Source organism: Actinoplanes sp. CA-142083 (genome assembly GCF_050942195.1).
Classification (GTDB): Bacteria; Actinomycetota; Actinomycetes; order Mycobacteriales; family Micromonosporaceae; genus Actinoplanes.
The window spans coordinates 9,954,952-9,973,076 of record NZ_CP192076.1 but is presented as its reverse complement, the minus strand read 5'-3'; the positions used below and the strand labels follow the sequence as shown (position 1 = coordinate 9,973,076).

15 protein-coding genes are annotated in these 18,125 nt (G+C 71.5%); 10 read left to right on the top strand and 5 right to left on the bottom strand.

The features are described from left to right. Position 1: 1 nt before the first annotated feature. From ACQPZX_RS46025 to ACQPZX_RS46010, 4 genes are read left to right on the top strand one after another with little or no spacing between them, the layout of a single operon-like run. Entirely contained in the window at positions 2 to 1,270 is a 1,269-nt protein-coding gene (locus ACQPZX_RS46025; RefSeq protein WP_433385897.1) for an ABC transporter permease, read from the top strand. Between the two features lie 27 nt (positions 1,271 to 1,297). After that, positions 1,298 to 2,038, top strand: coding sequence for a cytidine deaminase (locus ACQPZX_RS46020; protein ID WP_433370711.1), 741 nt, complete (start codon positions 1,298 to 1,300; stop codon positions 2,036 to 2,038). 11 nt (positions 2,039 to 2,049) lie between these two features. Next, the gene (locus tag ACQPZX_RS46015) at positions 2,050 to 3,327 is read left to right on the top strand and encodes a thymidine phosphorylase (protein WP_433370709.1); all 1,278 of its coding nucleotides are present in this window, start codon (positions 2,050 to 2,052) and stop codon (positions 3,325 to 3,327) included. 6 nt (positions 3,328 to 3,333) lie between these two features. Beyond that, on the top strand, positions 3,334 to 4,014 hold the full coding sequence (locus tag ACQPZX_RS46010) for a DUF4272 domain-containing protein (RefSeq protein WP_433370706.1): 681 nt from the start codon (positions 3,334 to 3,336) through the stop codon (positions 4,012 to 4,014). Here ACQPZX_RS46010 and ACQPZX_RS46005 read toward each other — a convergent pair. Continuing rightward, positions 4,011 to 4,802, bottom strand: coding sequence for a putative RNA methyltransferase (locus ACQPZX_RS46005; RefSeq protein WP_433370703.1), 792 nt, complete (start codon positions 4,800 to 4,802; stop codon positions 4,011 to 4,013). The two genes, ACQPZX_RS46010 and ACQPZX_RS46005, sit on opposite strands and share 4 nt — an antisense overlap. A gap of 26 nt (positions 4,803 to 4,828) precedes the next feature. On the opposite strand from ACQPZX_RS46005, the gene ACQPZX_RS46000 reads away from it, so the two are divergent. From ACQPZX_RS46000 to ACQPZX_RS45975, 6 genes are all read left to right on the top strand, one after another. Next, complete coding sequence (locus ACQPZX_RS46000; RefSeq protein ID WP_433370700.1) at positions 4,829 to 5,914, top strand: adenosine deaminase; 1,086 nt, start codon at positions 4,829 to 4,831, stop codon at positions 5,912 to 5,914. A gap of 432 nt (positions 5,915 to 6,346) precedes the next feature. After that, complete coding sequence (locus tag ACQPZX_RS45995; protein ID WP_433370698.1) at positions 6,347 to 9,955, top strand: nitrate- and nitrite sensing domain-containing protein; 3,609 nt, start codon at positions 6,347 to 6,349, stop codon at positions 9,953 to 9,955. After that, entirely contained in the window at positions 9,952 to 10,356 is a 405-nt protein-coding gene (locus ACQPZX_RS45990; RefSeq protein ID WP_014447580.1) for a roadblock/LC7 domain-containing protein, read from the top strand. Before ACQPZX_RS45995 ends, ACQPZX_RS45990 begins: the two co-directional genes overlap by 4 nt. 90 nt (positions 10,357 to 10,446) lie before the next feature. Next, on the top strand, positions 10,447 to 10,827 hold the full coding sequence (locus tag ACQPZX_RS45985) for a DUF742 domain-containing protein (RefSeq protein ID WP_122982576.1): 381 nt from the start codon (positions 10,447 to 10,449) through the stop codon (positions 10,825 to 10,827). A 1-nt stretch (position 10,828) separates the two neighbouring features. Beyond that, on the top strand, positions 10,829 to 11,419 hold the full coding sequence (locus ACQPZX_RS45980) for a GTP-binding protein (RefSeq protein WP_433370695.1): 591 nt from the start codon (positions 10,829 to 10,831) through the stop codon (positions 11,417 to 11,419). A gap of 320 nt (positions 11,420 to 11,739) precedes the next feature. Then, the gene (locus ACQPZX_RS45975; protein WP_433370692.1) at positions 11,740 to 12,396 is read left to right on the top strand and encodes a 4a-hydroxytetrahydrobiopterin dehydratase; all 657 of its coding nucleotides are present in this window, start codon (positions 11,740 to 11,742) and stop codon (positions 12,394 to 12,396) included. A 43-nt stretch (positions 12,397 to 12,439) separates the two neighbouring features. Here the strand turns inward: ACQPZX_RS45975 and ACQPZX_RS45970 are convergent, their stop codons facing one another. From ACQPZX_RS45970 to ACQPZX_RS45955, 4 genes are all read right to left on the bottom strand, one after another. Further along, positions 12,440 to 14,830, bottom strand: a complete 2,391-nt coding sequence (locus ACQPZX_RS45970) for a transposase (RefSeq protein ID WP_433370690.1) — start codon at positions 14,828 to 14,830, stop codon at positions 12,440 to 12,442. 32 nt (positions 14,831 to 14,862) lie between these two features. Continuing rightward, the gene (locus ACQPZX_RS45965; protein ID WP_433370687.1) at positions 14,863 to 15,744 is read right to left on the bottom strand and encodes a DNA primase; all 882 of its coding nucleotides are present in this window, start codon (positions 15,742 to 15,744) and stop codon (positions 14,863 to 14,865) included. A gap of 119 nt (positions 15,745 to 15,863) precedes the next feature. Then, positions 15,864 to 16,709, bottom strand: a complete 846-nt coding sequence (locus tag ACQPZX_RS45960) for an aldehyde dehydrogenase family protein (RefSeq protein ID WP_433370684.1) — start codon at positions 16,707 to 16,709, stop codon at positions 15,864 to 15,866. Beyond that, positions 16,702 to 18,120 (bottom strand): aldehyde dehydrogenase family protein, encoded by a 1,419-nt coding sequence (locus ACQPZX_RS45955; protein ID WP_433370681.1) that lies wholly within the window; start codon positions 18,118 to 18,120, stop codon positions 16,702 to 16,704. Before ACQPZX_RS45955 ends, ACQPZX_RS45960 begins: the two co-directional genes overlap by 8 nt. Positions 18,121 to 18,125 lie beyond the last annotated feature (5 nt).

Here is an 18,125-nt window from a genome sequence, read left to right as displayed (position 1 = left end):
CGTGTCCACGGCCACGCTGGAAGGTCCGACCACGGTCGACGCTCCGGAGCGCTTCTGGAACCGGGAGCGGCGGCTCGGCGTCGGCATCACGGTCATCGGCCTGATCGCGACGTTCGTGTTCGGCGCGCTGGCGGAGTCCAAGACCGCCCGCTTCACGCTGAGCACCGACGCGAGCGGCGCCGCGCTGTCCATCAACGGGCAGGTCGGCACGATCGCGTTCGGCCTGGTCGCCGTGGTGGTCGGCGTGATCATGCTGATCGGCAAGGCCCGCCGCTACCAGACGCTGCTGCTGAGCCTGGGGATCCTGGCCTTCGTGCTGTCGTTCCTGTGCTGGCAGGTGGCCGGGAAGTTCCTGCCGCTGGTCGACACCCTGGACGGCAGCGTCGAGTACTCACTGCCGCTCGTCCTCGGCGCGCTGGCCGGCGTGCTCGGCGAGCGCTCCGGCGTGGTCAACGTGGCGATCGAGGGCCAGTTCCTGATGGGCGCGTTCGGCGCGGCCCTGGTCGGCACCCTCGCCACCAGCGTCTGGGCCGGCCTGGTCAGCGCCATGGTCGGCGGCGTCATCATCGCCGCGATGCTGGCCGTGCTGGCCATCCGCTTCCTGGTCGACCAGGTCGTGGTCGGCATCGTGCTCAACCTGTTCGCGCTGGGCGTCACGGGCTTCCTCTACGAGCGGCTCATGCAGCCGAACGCGCTCAAGTACAACGAGCCGCCGCAGCTGCCCGAGTGGAAGATCCCGGGCCTCTCCCACATCCCGGTGATCGGGCCGGTGCTGTTCGACACCAACCTGCTGGTCTGGCTGGCGCTGGTTCTGGTGTTCGTCATCCACTTCGCGCTCAAGGGCACCCGGTGGGGCCTGCGTACGCGGGCGGTCGGCGAGCACCCCACGGCGGCCGACACGGTCGGTGTGCGGGTGCGCGGGCTGCGGTACATGAACGTGCTGCTCGGCGGCGTCGTGGCGGGCTGCGGCGGCGCGTACTTCACGCTGGTCTCGACCGGCGCGTTCAACAAGAACATGACCGCGGGCGCCGGCTTCATCGCGCTGGCCGCGCTGATCTTCGGGCGGTGGACGCCGTTCGGGGCGCTCGGGGCGGCGCTGTTCTTCGGCTTCGCGCAGAAGCTGGCGTACTACCTGAGCGTGGCCGGCAGCCCGGTGCCCAACCAGTTCCTCAACATGCTGCCGTACCTGGCGACGATCGTCGCGGTGGCCGGCCTCGTGGGCCGGGTGCGGGCGCCCGCGGCCGACGGCGTGCCGTACACGAAGAGCTGACATCTGTCGATACGGCAGAATCGGCTTATGGAGATCGACTGGGCTGGCCTGCGTGCCGCCGCCATCGAGGCGATGCGGCACGCGTACGCCCCCTACTCCGACTTCCCGGTCGGGGTGGCGGGTCTGGTGGACGACGGCCGGGTGGTCGTCGGCTGCAACGTGGAGAACGCGTCCTACGGCGTCGGGCTCTGTGCCGAGTGCGGGCTCGTCAGCTCGCTGCACGCGACCGGCGGCGGCCGGCTGGTGGCGATCTCCTGCGTGGATGCCAACGGCGAGCCGCTGATGCCGTGCGGGCGCTGCCGTCAGCTGCTCTACGAGCACGGCGGGCCGGAGTGCCTCGTCGAGGCGGTGCCGGCGCCGCTGCGGGTGCACGACCTCCTTCCGTACGCGTTCGGCCCGGCCGACCTGGAGAAGGTCAACGGACCCGTGCTTCATGCCGTGCCCGAGTCGCTGGCCAAGTGGCGCGGCCGGGGCACGGTCTTCGTGCACCCCGACCTGTCCGGCGGTGAGACGGTCTGGACCGGTTACTGGGAACGGTCCGGGGGCAGCCCGGCCGAGAGCGACGCTGAGAAGGGCGTGCTCGAGGAGGGACCGAACTTCCCCACGGCCGCCGAGGCGGTCGCGTGGGGTCACGTCCGCACGCCGCGGATCGTGGTGGTGGACGCTTCCGGCGGGCTGGCGTGGGCCGGCGAAGGTGAGCCGCCCGAGGGTATTCCGTCGCGCTGGGAGCCGTCCGACCACCCCACCCACCGCCCGAAAAACGACTGAAGGCTGACCAAATGACCGAGTTCGCCGCTGTGGACGTCATCCGGGCCAAGCGGGACGGGCACACGCTGTCCGACGCGCAGATCGACTGGGTGGTCGATGCGTACACGAAGGGCGTGGTCGCCGACGAGCAGATGTCGGCGCTGGCCATGGCGATCCTGCTGCGCGGCATGACGCCCGCCGAGATCGCCCGCTGGACCGCCGCGATGATCGCCAGCGGCGAGCGGCTCGACCTCTCCGCGGTGACCCGTCCCACCGCCGACAAGCACTCCACCGGCGGCGTCGGCGACAAGATCACGCTGCCGCTCACCCCGCTCGTGGCCGCCTGCGGCGCGGCCGTGCCGCAGCTCTCCGGCCGCGGCCTCGGCCACACCGGCGGCACCCTGGACAAGCTCGAGTCGATCGCCGGCTGGCAGGCCACGATCAGCAACGAGGCGTTCAAGCGGCAGCTCGAGGACGTCGGCGCGGTGATCTGCGCGGCCGGCGACGGTCTCGCGCCAGCCGACCGCAAGCTGTACGCCCTGCGCGACGTCACCGGCACGGTCGAGGCCATCCCGCTGATCGCCAGCTCGATCATGAGCAAGAAGATCGCCGAGGGCACCGGCGCGCTGGTGCTCGACGTCAAGGTCGGCTCGGGCGCCTTCATGAAGGACCTGACGACCGCCCGCGAGCTGGCGAGCACCATGGTGCGGCTCGGCCAGGACAGCGGCGTCACCACCATCGCCCTGCTCACCGACATGAGCACGCCGCTCGGCCTGGCCGTCGGCAACGCGGTCGAGGTGGCCGAGTCGGTCGAGGTGCTCGCCGGTGGCGGCCCGGCCGACGTGGTCGAGCTGACCCTGGCCCTGGCCCGCGAGATGCTGGCCGCGGCCGGAGTCGACGCCGACCCGGCCAAGGTGCTCGAGTCGGGCGCGGCCATGGACACCTGGCGGCGGATGATCCGGGCCCAGGGCGGCGACCCCGACTCGCCGCTGCCGGTGGCCCGGGAGAACGAGGTCGTCCGCGCGCCGAGGGACGGCGTGGTGACGGCCGTCGACGCGTACGGGATCGGGGTTGCCGCCTGGCGCCTCGGCGCCGGACGCGCCCGCAAGGAGGACCCGGTCAGCTTCGGGGCCGGGGTCATGCTCAAGGTCAAGCCGGGTGACCGGGTGACGGCCGGAGACGTGCTGTTCGAGCTGCGTACGGATGAACAGTCCCGAATTCCCGCCGCGCGCGCCGTGGCCACGGATGCGGTGATTGTCGGAGATGCCGCTCCCGCCCTTACCCCGCTGGTGCTCGACCGCATAGCCTGACGCACCATGACGAAGGCCGCACCCGATCCGCGCGCGGTTCGCGAGGCGAGTCTGGACGAGCTCGACCGGCTCGGCCTGCCGATGCCGCCGCCGGGCTTCCCGCTGATCTGGGAGCTCGGCGACACGGTCGAGCTGCGGCCGACGCTCGACATCGAGGCGCGGTGCGCGGTGCTGCATGTGGTCGTGGCGCGCTGCTTCGGCATGCCCACCGAGATCGCCATGAGCTGGCTGCTCGGCTCGCACCTGGTCGACCTGGTCACCCCGCCGGAGTGGCAGTTCGTCATCGGCGCCAAGGGCGACCACCGGTCCTTCGTCCTGCACCACGACGCGGTCTTCGCGCTGTCCTGGCTGCTCGGGCTCAGCCGGCACCTCGACCCGACCGCGCCGCCCGAGGACCGGATGATGTCGCAGATGCCCGATCTCCCGGCAGGCGAGACTTTCGGTAACTGGCGGTCGCGGTCGCTGATGTCGCCCCGGGACCCGGTCGAGGCGGCCGTCCTGCTGGATCTCTACTACTGCCTGGACTGGGCGTTCCAGGAGGTCGAGCGGCTCGGCGGCCGGCTGCCGGGAGAGATCGACGCGAACGCGATCGGGCAGCGGCGGTGGGCCCTGGAGTGGGCGGTGATCTTCCACGGGCCGTACCACGACAAGCCACCGGAATGGGAAGAGGTCGACCTCTCGGTCTAGCGCGGCCGGTATGCGGTCAGATGCACGGCGGCGGTCACCGTGACGTCCTCGGTGGGCGCGGTGGCGCCGTGGCGGGCGCTCGGCGTCATGCCGATCAGGGTGCGGGCCTCCGCGGCCGTGAGGCGCAGCCGGCCGGCCAGCTTCTCGCCGCCGAGCGCCTCGAAGTGGTCGTCGAGCGTGTTTCTCACCTTTTCCGATTTTTCGGGATCCACCCGGATCAGGCCGTGCGCGGCGATCAGCTCCTGCAGGTGCTCCGCGGCCGGGGTCACCACCAGCAGGGTGCCGCCGGGCCGCAGAACGCGGCGGAACTCGGCGCCGTTGCGCGGGGCGAAGACGTTGAGGATCGTGTCCGCCGCCGCGTCCGCGATCGGGAGCGGCCGCCACAGGTCGGCCAGCACCGCCGCCGTCCGGGGATGGGCGCGGGCCGCCCTCCGCAGAGCCGGCTTGGATACGTCCAGCCCAAGGCCGATCTCTGCCAACTTGTCCAGAGCGCGCGCCAGATAGAAACCGGTGCCGACGCCGGCGTCGACCGCCAGGCCCGGGCCGGCCGCCGCCGCCAGCGCGTCGGCGATGAAGTCGTAGTGCCCGGCCGCGAGGAACGTCTCGCGGTCCGCGACCATCTCCGCGGTGTCGCCGACGTGCGGGAGGCGGCCGGCGCTCAGGTCCGCGTACCCCTGTCTCGCCATGTCGAAGCTGTGGCCGCGCGGGCATCGCAGGGCCCGGTCCCGCCGGTGCAGACCCTGCCCGCAATTCGGGCACCGCAGGTACGGCAATGCTCCGTCGATCATTCGTCCCCGACCTCTAGGCTCGGCTGATGGCGGCCATCACGCACTCCGACATCGTCAAGGCGCCCAAGGCGCTGCTGCACGACCACCTCGACGGTGGGCTGCGCCCCGGGACCGTCCTCGAGCTCGCCGACGCGGTCGGGCACCCGCTGCCGGCCGGCGACGCCGAGGCGCTGGGCGCGTGGTTCGTGGCCGCCGCCGACTCCGGCTCGCTGGAACGCTACCTGGAGACCTTCGCCCACACCGTCGCGGTCATGCAGACCGAGGCGGGCCTGCACCGGGTGGCCCGCGAGTGCGCGCTCGACCTGGCCGCCGACGGCGTCGTCTACGCCGAGGTCCGCTACGCGCCCGAGCAGCACCTGGAGTCGGGCCTCTCGCTCGACGCGGTGGTCGACGCGGTCAACGCCGGCTTCGTGGACGGCTGCGCCGAGGCGGCCGCGCTGGGCCGGCCGATCCGGGTCGGCGTCCTGCTGACCGCCATGCGGCACGCCGCCCGCTCGCAGGAGATCGCCGAGCTGGCCGTGCGGTACCGGGACGCCGGGGTGGTCGGCTTCGACATCGCCGGCGCCGAGGCGGGCTTCCCGCCCACCCGTCACCTGGACGCCTTCGAGTATTTGCAGCGTGAGAACTTCCACTTCACCATCCACGCCGGCGAGGCGTTCGGCCTGCCCTCGATCTGGCAGGCCATCCAGTGGTGCGGCGCCGATCGGCTGGGTCACGGTGTCCGCCTGGTGGACGACATCACCGGTTCGCCGGCCGCCGGCGACGCGGTGCTCGGCCGGTTGGCGGCCTATGTTCGCGACAAGCGGATTCCGCTGGAATTGTGCCCTTCGTCCAATGTGCAGACCGGGGCGGCCCCCTCGATCGCCGAGCACCCGATCGGGTTGCTGCACGACCTTCGCTTCCGCGTCACGGTCAACACCGACAACCGGCTGATGAGCGGCACCTCCATGTCGCGCGAGATGGCCCTGCTCAGCGAGGCTTTCGGGTGGGGCTGGAGTGAGCTGCAGTGGCTGACGATCAACGCCATGAAGTCCGCCTTCATCCCCTACGACGAGCGGCTCGCGATCATCACCGAGATCATCAAGCCGGCGTACGCCAAGCTCCTGGGTTGAGTGCCGTGGTGCAAATAGCACCCCACCTATGGGCTGCGGTTCTGCCGGTTCGGTGAGGTCACTCATCCGTTCGGTCAGAATGGTCCCTACAAACACTGCAAAATCCGGCATCTCACCTTGCTCTGCGGCTCGGACCGCGCCATCGTCTCTCCTGCCCCGATCCACTACGATCGGGCCCGATCGGCCTGCGCCACCCCCACGCTGTGCCGGTTGTCTGAGTGACAGTGAGAGACGCACACAGATACAGGCAGTCATATCGAACCGGCGTTGTCCCTGTTGGACAGGACAACATCGCATCACACAACCGGTCCGTGCCCGCCTGGTCTTTCTCTTTGACACTCGTCGTGATGGAATCTCGGGGGCCCGACGCGGGAGTCGGCCGTGTGCGGTGCCCGGCGACCGAGGCCGGGCCCGAATCAGGAGGACGGTGACGTGAGCAAGCGCCCCAAGACGGCGACCGGCGTCATGTCGCGTCTCCGTCGGCCGGCCGATCGGCTGCGAGATCTGCCGATCTGGTCGAAGCTCGGCTTGATCATGCTGGTTCCCACCCTGGCGACGATCATCGTCGGCGTCAGCGGCCTGGTGGACCACATCGATACGGCCAGCAACGCGGAGCGCGCACGTAACCTTGCGGTTCTGTCCGAGGCCGCCGGTGGCCTCGTCGACCGCCTTCAGAACGAACGCGCCTACGGCGTCATGGTCAAGACGTACGGCAACACCGACGTCGGCAAGGCGGCCGTCGAGGCGTACAACGACGAGCACGCCGCGGTCGACCAGGCCAAGGTGCCGTACTCGCAGCAGAAGGCCGCGCTCGACGACGTGCCGCCCAAGGTGGCCACGCTCCTGCTGCGCCTCGACCGCAACCTGGAGGAGCTGCCCTCCAAGCGGAGCCAGATCGCCAACAAGGCGCTGCCGGTCAGTGACGTCGAGGACACGTACACGATCCTCATCAACGACCTGCTCACCGTGCGTGACGTGTCGGCGCAGCTCTCCACCGACACCGAGCTCTCCGACCACCTGCGCACCGTCGCCGCCGTGGCCCGGGCCAAGGAGTACGTCGCCGAGCAGCGCGACATCGGTCACAGCGTCCTCGGCGAGGGCGACTTCACCTCGACGCTGCGCCGCGACTTCCTGCTCACCGACACCGGCCTCAAGCTGGCCACCGATACGGTGCACTCGATCGGCACCGACGCCGAGATCCAGCTCTTCGACCGGATCCAGAACGTTCCGGACGGCCGCGCCGCGACGAACTTCACGATCCAGCTGAAGAACCTGCAGGGCAACAACACCCGCAACATCCCCTACGACGCCCAGTCGTGGGAAAAGGCGATGATCGGCTACAACAACCTGTACCGCCAGGTTGAGCAGAAGATGGACGCCGACGTCGTCGCCCAGGCCACCGACCTGCGCAACGACGTGAACCGGCGGGTGTTCATCGAGACCAGCGTGCTGCTCGCGATGCTGCTGCTCGCGATCCTGTTCGCCTGGCTCGTCGCCCGGTCGATGGCCCGCTCGCTGCGTGAGCTGCGGCAGGGCGCCCTCTCGGTCGCACAGTTCGGCCTGCCGCACGCGGTGTCCCGGCTGCGTGACCCCGCGCTCGCCACCTCGCTCACCCCGGCCCAGGTCGCCGACCAGATCGCCGAGCCGCTGCCGGTGCGCAGCCGGGACGAGTTCGGCCAGGTGACCGAGGCGTTCAACGCGGTTCACCTCGAGGCGGTGCGCACCGCGGCCGAGCAGGCCGCCCTGCGGGCCTCCGTCGCGACGATGTTCGTCAACCTCGCCCGCCGTTCGCAGATCCTGGTCGACCGGCTCATCGGTCACCTGGACCGGCTGGAGCGCGGCGAGGAGGACCCGGACCGCCTGGCCGAGCTCTTCCAGCTCGACCACCTGGCCACCCGGATGCGTCGTAACGACGAGAACCTCCTGGTTCTCGCGGGCGCCGACTCGACCCGCGTGCAGCGGGAGCCGGCCGCCCTGATCGACGTGCTCCGCGCCGCGCAGTCCGAGGTCGAGCACTACACCCGCATCGAGTTCGGCATGATCGACCGGGACATCGAGGTGGCGGCGCACGCCGTCAACGACATGGTCCACCTGGTCGCCGAGCTCTTCGACAACGCGACCGCGTTCTCCCCGCCCAACTCGACGGTCACCGTCGAGGCCCGGCGGCTGGGCGACGGCGCGCTGCTCTCCGTCGAGGACCGCGGCATCGGCATCAGCCGCGAGCAGCTGCGCGACCTCAACGAGCGGCTCGCCAACCCGCCCATGGTGGACGTGGCCGTCTCCCGCATGATGGGCCTGGTCGTGGTCGCCCGCCTGGCCAACCGGCACGGCGTCAAGGTCGAGCTCCGCCCGGCCGACGCCGAGCGCGGCACGGTGGCCGACGTGAGCCTGCCGCTGCAGGTGCTGATCACCGGCGCGATGGCCGGCCGCGGCATCGGCGGCGGCTACGAGGGCCTCCCGCCGGGCGGCGGCCGTCCCGGCATGCCCGAGCCGCTGGCCCTGGAGAGCGGACGCGGCGGCTACCCCGGTGGTGGCTACCCCGGTGGCCGTCCCTTCGACCCCAACCCGCCGATGAACAACGGCGGCATGCTCGGCACCGGTGGCCGGTCCGTTCCGGCCTGGTCCGACCTGACCGGGGCGCCCTCCAACGGCGGCGGCAACGGCTTCGGTGGCGGCTCCGGCATCGGCGGCGCCTTCTCGAACGGTTCCAACGGCAGCAACGGCAACGGCTCGGCGAACGGCTTCTACGGGCCGCGCAGCAACGAGATGATCCCGCCGCTGCCGTCCGGTCCCGCGCCGTCCGGCCCGCAGGGCTTCGCCGGCCCCGACGGCCTGCCGCAGCGCCGCAACGGCGAGCAGTTCCGGCCCGGTCCCGACACCGACAGCGGCTTCGGCGCGACCATCCCGCGTCAGCTGCCGTCCAACCCGGAAAGCCAGGGCCGCGGGTTCGTCCCGCCGGTCTCGGCCCCGCCGGTTCCGCCCGTCTCCGCGCCTCCGGTGCCGTCCGGCCCGCCGTACGCCCGGCCCACCTCGGTGCCGCCGGTCAACGAGCAGCCGCCGGTCTCCGGCCCGCCGACCGCGGCTCCGGCCGCGCCGCCGGCCTGGCCGCCGGTCGCTCCGGAGCGTGACCCGGGCGCGGCGCCGCACGTGCCCGAGAGCCTCGCGGCCGCGCTCGACATGACCGCCGAGATCCCGCGCTACCGCCCCGAGGGGCAGCAGCCGCAGGTCGAGCGGCCGAGCAACCCGCAGACCGCACCGATCCCGTCGTCCGCGCCACCGGCTCGCCCGGTGTCCGCGACGCCGACCTCGGGTGGCTCGCAGGCGGACGCCCAGCGGGCGGCCGCGGCGGCCCGGGCGGCCCACGAGGCGGCGACGGCCCAGGCCGCCGAGGCCCAGGCCACCGCCGCGGCGCAGATCGCCGCGGCCCAGGCCGCGGCCCGCCAGCGGGACAACAACCAGGGCCAGTTCGCCGACGAGACCATGGAGCTGCCGATCTTCCGGGAGCTCGAATCCGCCTGGTTCACCACCGCCCGTCCGGCCGACAGCAAGCAGCCGGCCGGCGAGGAGGCGGTGACCGCTCAGCGGATCCCGACCGGCGAGCCGACCCGTACGGTCGGCGTGCCACAGCAGGCCGGTTCGCCCGAATCGCGTGACCACGATCCCGCTCCGGTGGGCGTTGGCGCCGCGAACGGCTACGGTTCTTCGAATGGCAGCGCTACCAACGGCGGCGTGGTGTCCAACCCCTGGCACACCGCGGCCGACGAGGGCTGGCAGGCCGCCCGTGCGGCAGCAGAGCACTCGATCGATTCCACCACCACGGCAGGGCTGCCCAAGCGCACACCGATGGCGCAGCTCGTCCCCGGCGGTGTCGACCGTGGCGAGAAATCCGTCCAGAAACGTACTCCCGAGGGTGTCCGCGGTCTGCTGTCCGCGTACCACCGGGGTGTGCAGCGCGGTCGCACCAAGGAACAATCGACCAACCCGGAGGAGACTCCGGGAGGGCAGCAGTCCTCGCAGGCTGGCAAGGAGCATGAGGCATGACATCTACGCAGGATCTCGGTTGGCTGCTGGCCAACTTCGCCGACCGCGTTCCCGGAGTCGCACATGCGATCGCGGTCTCCGCCGACGGTCTGCTCCTGGCAGCCTCGCGGGACCTTCCGCGTGACCGTGCCGACCAGCTGGCGGCCATCGCCTCCGGCCTGGTCAGCCTTACCCAGGGCGCCGCGCGGTGCTTCGAGGGTGGCGCGGTGCTGCAGACGGTCGTCGAAATGGACAACGGATTCCTCTTCCTGATGTCCATCTCCGACGGCTCGTCGTTCGCGGTGCTCGCAGCGCGCAGCTGCGACGTCGGACAGGTGGGCTACGAAATGGCCCTTCTGGTCGACCGCGTCGGCGAGGCCTTGACTCCCGCGCCGCGTTCCGCGGCCGGCGTTCTTGGCTGAACGGGCAGTGAGCCGGTTCTCTCGGCTGCTGTTCAAAAACTTGACAACAAGAGACACTTCTAGGGTTCGAGGAAGGGGTGAGCGGTGACGATGCCCGAGCGCGATGAGCCGACCGGCGCGCTGGTCAGGCCGTACGCCGTGACCCGCGGTCGGACCCGGCCGAAGCTTGAGATAGCGCTGGAAGCGCTGGTCGAGACAACCGTGCGCGGCCGATCTGGCATGATCCGCGGCGGGCAGGGTGGAAGCGAGCATCAGTACATCGCGGCTATGTGCGACGGCGGCCGTGTGCAGTCGCTCGCGGAAATCGCCGCACGCATGCAACTGCCGCTCGGTGTGGCTCGAGTGATCGTCGCCGACATGGCCTCTGACGGCCTTGTCGCGGTGTACGAGCCCACCTCGCTGGAAGACGAGACCGACGCGGTAGGCACGGAATTGTTGGAAAGGGTGCTGAGTGGACTTCGCAGGCTCTGACATGTCGCACCGTCCCGCTGCTGGGGGGCGCGTTACATCGGCGAAGATTGTCATCGCCGGTGGGTTCGGCGTCGGCAAGACGACGCTGGTCGGGTCGGTCTCGGAGATCACCCCGCTGACCACCGAGGCCATCATGACCTCGGCCGGTGTGGGTGTCGACGACAACCGGCAGGTGCCGGGCAAGATGACGACCACTGTCGCCATGGACTTCGGCCGTATCAGCATCGACCGTGACCTGATCCTCTACCTGTTCGGTACCCCCGGCCAGACGCGGTTCTGGTTCATGTGGGACGAGCTGGTGCGGGGCGCGATCGGTGCCGTGGTGATGGTGGACACCCGCCGTCTCGCCGACTGTTTCGCCGCCATCGACTTCTTCGAGCATCGTCGCCTGCCGTACCTGGTGGCGATCAACTGCTTCGACGGGATGCAGTACCACAACGCGCAGGACGTGCGGGACGCGCTGGCGATCTCGACCGACGTGCCCGTGGTGAGCTGCGACGCCCGCAACCGCGAGTCGACGAAGAACGTCCTCATCTCGCTTGTCGAGTATGTGCTGACGATGCGTCGCTCGCGCGCGGTAGCGCCCGCCTGACGGTCGGTGGAAGCCCCGCTCCGATGAGTCGGAGCGGGGCTTCTGCACGTCCAGGGTCCGGTACGCACAGTTACCGTTCGAGCGCGGCGGGCGCCGTCGTGTTCGCGGCTGCCGCCGTCGCCCACGTACCAGCAGTCCTCGGCGGACACCCCGAGACGGGCGCTCACAGCCGCGTAGAGCCGCAAATCGGGCTTGCGGTACCCCCTATGCCGGGAGAACGCGGCAACGTCCATACGGGGCGCATAGGGCGTCGGGGGCCAGGACTCGTACAGCTCGCTCGCACCGAACCATGATGCCGGTCGTGCGGGAATGATGGGCGCATGACGAAGCTCACGGGACGACAGATCGCCGACGAGGGGCTGACCGGGTGGGTGCCGCTCGCCAACGCCCTGCACACCCGCGTGCGCAGCGGAGACTTCGCGACCGGGCTGGCCCTGGTCAACGCGATCGGCGCGGCGGCCGAGGAAGCGAATCACCACCCGGACATCGACCTGCGCTACCCGCACGTGAACATCCGGCTGTCCAGTCACGACGAGGGCGGGGTCACCTCGCGCGACGTCGAGCTGGCCCGCATCATCACGGCGCTGGTGGCCGACTCGGGCCTGTCCCAGACCACGCTCGGGGTGAGCGAGCTGGAACTGGCCCTGGACACGCCCAACCTCAAGGCGCTGCTGCCGTTCTGGGCCGCCGTGATGGCGATGGAACCGGCGCAGAGCCTCGAGCTCGGCGACGACCTGCGCGACCGGGCCGGCACGCTGCCGCTGATCTGGTTCCAGGAGTCGGGCAGCGAGGAGCCGAGGCAGCGCTGGCACCCCGACATCTGGGTCGACCCGGCCGAGGTGCAGCCTCGCATCGACGCCGCGCTGGCCGCGGGCGGCACGCTGGTGAGCGACGCGGAGGCCCCGAGTTACTGGGTGCTCGCCGACCCGGAGGGCAACAAGGTCTGCCTGTGCACCTGGCAGCACCGCGGCGCGTGACCTGCTGATGCTCCCGGGAGCTCGTGCTCCCGGGAGTCGCCAGTCAGCGTGAGTAGTTGGCGCTGTTGTCGCGGAACTCGTCGGCGCCCTCGCGGTCGCGGGTGAAGTCCCAGCCGCCGGCCGACTCGCGGCCGGGGCGGCCGCCCATGGCGAACCCGCCGATCTCCTGGCCCCGGCGCCAACCGCGGAAGTAGCCCGTGGTGTGCGCCGCGATGCTCGCCGCGTCGCGGACGATGCGCAGCGGGCGCTCGTCGCGCAGCGGGGAGCCCGGCACCAGGTTGGCCTGGGGGACCCGCTTGGGCAGGCCGGCCGGCGTCTCGGCCGCGATCTCGGGCGTCGCCGCCCGCTCAGCCGCGCGCCAGCCGCTGTCGTTCGGGTTGGCCCAGTTCAGGTCGGCCGGGGTGTCGCTGTGGCCGGTGAACCAGGCCGAGCGAGCCGCCGCGAAGATCAGCAGGTCGGTGTCGTTGCTGTCGGCCGGCACCGGCGGGTTGGTGCTGCGGTCGAGCGCGGTGAGCTTGGTGCTCGTCGTGCTGACCACGCTGCTGGTGCGGCGCACGTTGCGGGCGGCCTCGCCCTCGACCAGCCGCAGCGACGGCGGGTCGTTGATCGGCGGCAGGTCGGCGACGGTGGTGTCGAGGCTGTTGCCGATCCGGGGCTCGACCAGACGCAGGGCCGGCGGCTCCTTGGGCATGTCCTGCCACGGCGGCTTGACCCGGCCGGAGTCGGACGGCGGCGCGCTCGCCGAGGCGGCGGGCGTGGAGATGTCGTCGCCGCTCGGGTTCATCAGCGGCCAGTTGGCACGGGAGCCGGGCTCGGCCGGCTCGGGCCGCTGGGTCGGCATCGGTAGCGACGAGTAGTCGGTGGCGCTGCCGGGTGCGGGACTGGACGGCGCGCGGCTCGGCAGCGACGAATAGTCGGTGGCACTGCCGGGCGCGGGGCTCGACGGCGCGCGGCTCGGCCGCGGCGGGATGACCGTGCGCTGACGCTCGGCGCGGGCGCTGTTGATCGCCGCGTTGGTGAGCGTCGCCCGGAACGGCTGCCCGCTTTCGGCCGGGGAGACCGAGGCGGGCGGCAGCGAGGACGACAGCGACGACGGCATCGAGGACGACAGCGGCGACGGCATCGAGGTGGGCGGCAGTGAGGCGGCCGGCAGGCCCGAAGCCGGGCGAGCGGCCGGCGACGACGGCGCCGGGGCCATGGGGTTGCGCGCGGCGGGCCGCGAGCCGGGCGTGATCGGCGTCATGCCGGGCGGGGGCGGCGGCACCGAGACCGGCCGGTTGCCGGGCACGGGCGCGCGGTTGGGGAACGCGGCCGCGGCAGCCGGCGCCGCGGGCGGCGGCGTGACCGGGCGGGGCGCGAGCGGCGGCGGGGCCACCGGGTCGGGAGCGACCGGCGGCGCGTTCATCGGCTGCGGGGTGGTCGTGGCGCTGCCCGCGCTCATCGGCTCGCGGCGGCTGCGCCGGCCGGCGGCGGCCGGGACGGACTGGAGCGCGGCGGGCTGCGAGCGCCGGGTGGCGCCGCCCGAGGCCGGGGCGCTGCGGGCGCTGATCGTGCCGATCAGCGAGGCGCAGGCGGCGTCGCAGGAGCGGACCGCGCCGATGGCGTTACGGACCGTGTCGGCGGCGGCCGGCGCGAGCGACTTGTTGACCCCGCCGCGGCGGGGGGACTCGCTGATCGCCACGTGGAGCGCGGTGACCGCGGAGATGATCTCGTCGTCGGAGCCGGCGCCGGCCCGGATCAGCTCGGCCGCGACCTGCTCGGCCACCAGCTGCGACTCGGCGCCGCCGGAGGTGAGCCGGCCCGGCTCGGGCAGCGCGTCGAGCACGGCCAGGGCGAGCGGGTGGGACGGGTCCGGGTACGCCCGCAGGGCGGCGGGGTAGAGCTCGCGCAGAACCTCGCGCAGCGCCACCGCGGCCGCGTGCCGGCCGCCGAGCAGCGCCACGTGGGCGGCCAGGACCGGCTTGTAGCTGACCAGCTCGCGCGGGGCGGCCTGGTTGACCGCGGCGATCGCGCCGGCCTGCAGCGCCCGGGCCAGGCCCACGGCCCGGCGGGCGGCCGGCGGGGCCTGCATCTCCTCGACGGAGTCGTCGTCGGCGAAGCGCTCGGCGAAGTCGTCGGTGGTGTCGTCGTCGGTGACGACCAGAGGTCGTCCGGCGGCGATGAGTAGCGAGGTGACCAGGTGGTCGTCGCTGTCGGCGGCCACCGCGGCGTCGGTGAATCCACTCGTCCGTTCCACGAGGAGCGCGCCCAGCTCGGCGTAGCCGCCGGGGTCGTCGCCGATCTCGTGGACGCCGAGCAGCCGGCCTGCGTCGTCAACCACGGCTATGGTCAGTTGCGCGGTTTGGGCCCCACGCACCGAATCATCAGCCGACGCGAGACCGCAGTACACGCGCACGAGCGCCACGGCGTCGTCCTCCTCCCCGGGTAGCAGCATCTGGCCAAGCACTGATGGTCCCTGGTAAGGGGTCAGTCGCGCCAGTCCACAGCAGCAGAGATCTTGCCGATTACCGAACGCCATCCGAGGCTTGCCTGTTGTGCCCCGATTTTCTTCAATCGACGTCGACCGAAGAATCCGCCCATCCCGCCGCTTTCCGCGGACCGGAGGGACTCGTCCAGGTCATCGAGCGGCGACCCGGGCGACAGGGCCAGGATCACCGGCTTGAGCCGCAGAGCGTACCCCAGGTCGCGGGCCACCTCGCCGGCGGCGATGAGCAGCGGCAGGTCCCACGTGTCGTGGCCGCCGCGCAGATTTTCCACCACGAGGTCGAGCTCGTAGCGGTCGTCCGCCGACGGGTCGATGTCGGCCGACTGTACCCGCTCGGCCAGGGTGGCCCAGCTGTCGAGTTGCGCGAGGTCGTGCGGAGCACCCGAACGGATGAAGGAGACCAGCGACTCGGGGCTCTTGAACGCCAGCAGACGGCCCTTGTGGCTGAGGAACATCGGCACTTCCTCGTCGGCCGCCTCCTCCTCGTCCTCGTCCTTCTCGTCCTCGAAGTCGGCCGGATCGGGCTCTTCCGCCTTGGCCGTGCCGGAGTCGTCGCCGCCCTCGGCGAGCAGCGCCTGGAACTCCTCGTCGACGATGACCTCTTCCTCGTCGTCGTCGCTGACCGCCTGGCGCTTGCGCGCGTCGAACGGATCCTCTTCCTCGGCCTCGACCTCGGTCGGGGTCAGCTCGGAGGCCATCCGGTATGCCCGGAGGGTCAGACCGACGCCGCCGGGCAGGGCGATCTCGACCGGCTCGATGCGGACGTCCTCCCAGAGCTCCTCACCGGAGAGCCCCGACTTGGCGTCCTCGGACTTCTCGTCCACGGGCGTCGACGCCTCGGACTCGTCGGACTGGCTGGCCACGGTGACCTCCGGGATGATGCGGGTCGGTTGGACGGTGATTCTGCCGACACACCCTAATGGGCGCGCCTGAGAGTGGACCGACCGTCCCCCGTACTTCCGCATCGGCCGACAAAGGAGGGTCAGAAACCCTTCGGGTGCCAGACCGTCTTGGTCTCCAGCAAAGCGGTCATCGGGCGTAGTCCGGGATCGTCCCGGAAGTCGACCTCGCCGCGCGGGCGCAGCACCCGCTTGAGCGTGCCGGAGGCGGAGCGCTCCAGCTCGGCGGCGAGCTCGGGATCCGTCACCCCGGTCAGGTCGAGTGCGTTGACATCGTCGTGCGAGGCCAGCCAGGGCGCCGTCTCGGGGGCGCGTCCGGTGAGGATGTTCACCACGCCGCCGGGCACGTCGGAGGTGGCCAGGACCTCGGCGAAGGTGATCGCCACCTGGGGGCCGGCCGCGAGCACGACCACCGTGTTGCCGGTGACGATCGCCGGCGCGACGACGCTGACCAGGCCGAGCAGCGACGCCGGGGCCACCACGCCGACCACTCCGGTGGGCTCGGGCGAGGAGAGGTTGAAGAACGGGCCGGCGACCGGGTTCGCGTTGCCGACCACCTGGGCGATCTTGTCGGACCAGCCCGCGTACCAGATCAGGCGGTCGATCGCGGCGTCCACCTCGTCGGCCGCGACGCCGAGGGCGGCGAACTCGGCCCGCCGGGCCTCGACCATCTCGGCGATGCGGTAGACGACCTGGCCACGGTTGTAGGCGGTGGCGGACGCCCATTTCGGCTGCGCCTTGCGGGCCGCCACGACCGCGTCCCGGGCGTCCTTGCGGGAGGCGAGGGCCACGTTGTCGCCGTCCACGAGATAGGTCCGTCCTGACTCGCTGCGGGGGAAGGCCCCGCCGACGTAAAGCTTGTAGGTCTTGCGCACCGAGAGGCGGGCGGGTGCCGCGGCTTTCGGCGCCTTGGTGGCTGACTTAGGCAAGGTACGCCTCCAGGCCGTGCCGGCCACCCTCGCGGCCGTAACCGGATTCCTTGTAACCGCCGAACGGCGACGTCGGGTCGAACTTGTTGAAGGTGTTGGCCCAGACCACCCCGGCGCGCAGCTTGTCGGCCACGGCCAGGATGCGGGAGCCCTTGTCCGTCCAGATGCCGGCCGACAATCCGTACGGCGTGTTGTTGGCCTTCTCTATGGCCTCGTCCGGCGTCCGGAAGGTGAGCACCGACAGCACCGGGCCGAAGATCTCCTCGCGGGCGATCCGGTGGGCCTGGGTCACGCCGGTGAAGATCGTCGGGGCGAACCAGAAGCCGCGGTCGGGCAGCTCACACGGCGGCGACCAGCGTTCGGCACCTTCCGAACCACCAATTTCCGACAATTCGGTAATCTTCTCCAGCTGCGCGCGGGAGTTGATCGCGCCGATGTCGGTGTTCTTGTCGAGCGGGTCGCCGACGCGCAGCGTGGCCATCCGCCGCTTGAGCGAGGCCAGCAGCTCCTCGGCGATCGACTCCTGCACCAGCAGCCGGGAGCCCGCGCAGCAGACGTGACCCTGGTTGAAGAAGATGCCGTTGACGATGCCCTCGACGGCCTGGTCGATCGGGGCGTCGTCGAAGACGATGTTGGCCGCCTTGCCGCCCAGCTCCAGCGTCAGCTTCTTGCCGGTGCCCGCGACCGAGCGGGCGATCTGGCGGCCCACCTCGGTCGAGCCGGTGAACGCGACCTTGTCGACGTCGGGGTGCTCCACCAGGTAGCGGCCGGTGTCGCCGGCGCCGGTGATGATGTTGACGACGCCCGGCGGCAGGTCGGCCTGGCGGCAGACGTCGGCGAAGAACAGCGCCGACAGCGGGGTGGTCTCGGCCGGCTTGAGGACGACCGTGTTGCCGGCGGCGAGCGCGGGCGCGATCTTCCACGCGAGCATCAGCAGCGGGAAGTTCCACGGGATGACCTGGCCCGCCACGCCCAGCGGCTTCGGATCCGGGCCGAAACCGGCGTACGCCAGCTTGTCGGCCCAGCCCGCGTAGTAGAAGAAGTGCGCGGCGACCAGCGGCAGGTCGACGTCGCGCGACTCCTTGATCGGCTTGCCGTTGTCGAGCGACTCGAGCACGGCCAGCTCGCGGGAGCGCTCCTGGATGATGCGGGCGATGCGGAAGAGGTATTTCGCGCGCTCGGCGCCGGGCAGCGCCGACCACGGGCCGAAGGCGCGGCGGGCGGCCGCGACGGCCCGGTCGACGTCCTCCGGGGCGGCCAGGGCGACCTCGGCGAGGACCTCCTCGCTGGCCGGGTTGACGGTCTTGAAGGTGCCCTTGCCGTCGGAGAATTCGCCGTCGATGAACAGGCCGTAGGTGGGGGCGATCTCGACGATCGACCGCGACTCGGGTGCCGGGGCGTATTCGAACATTTGGC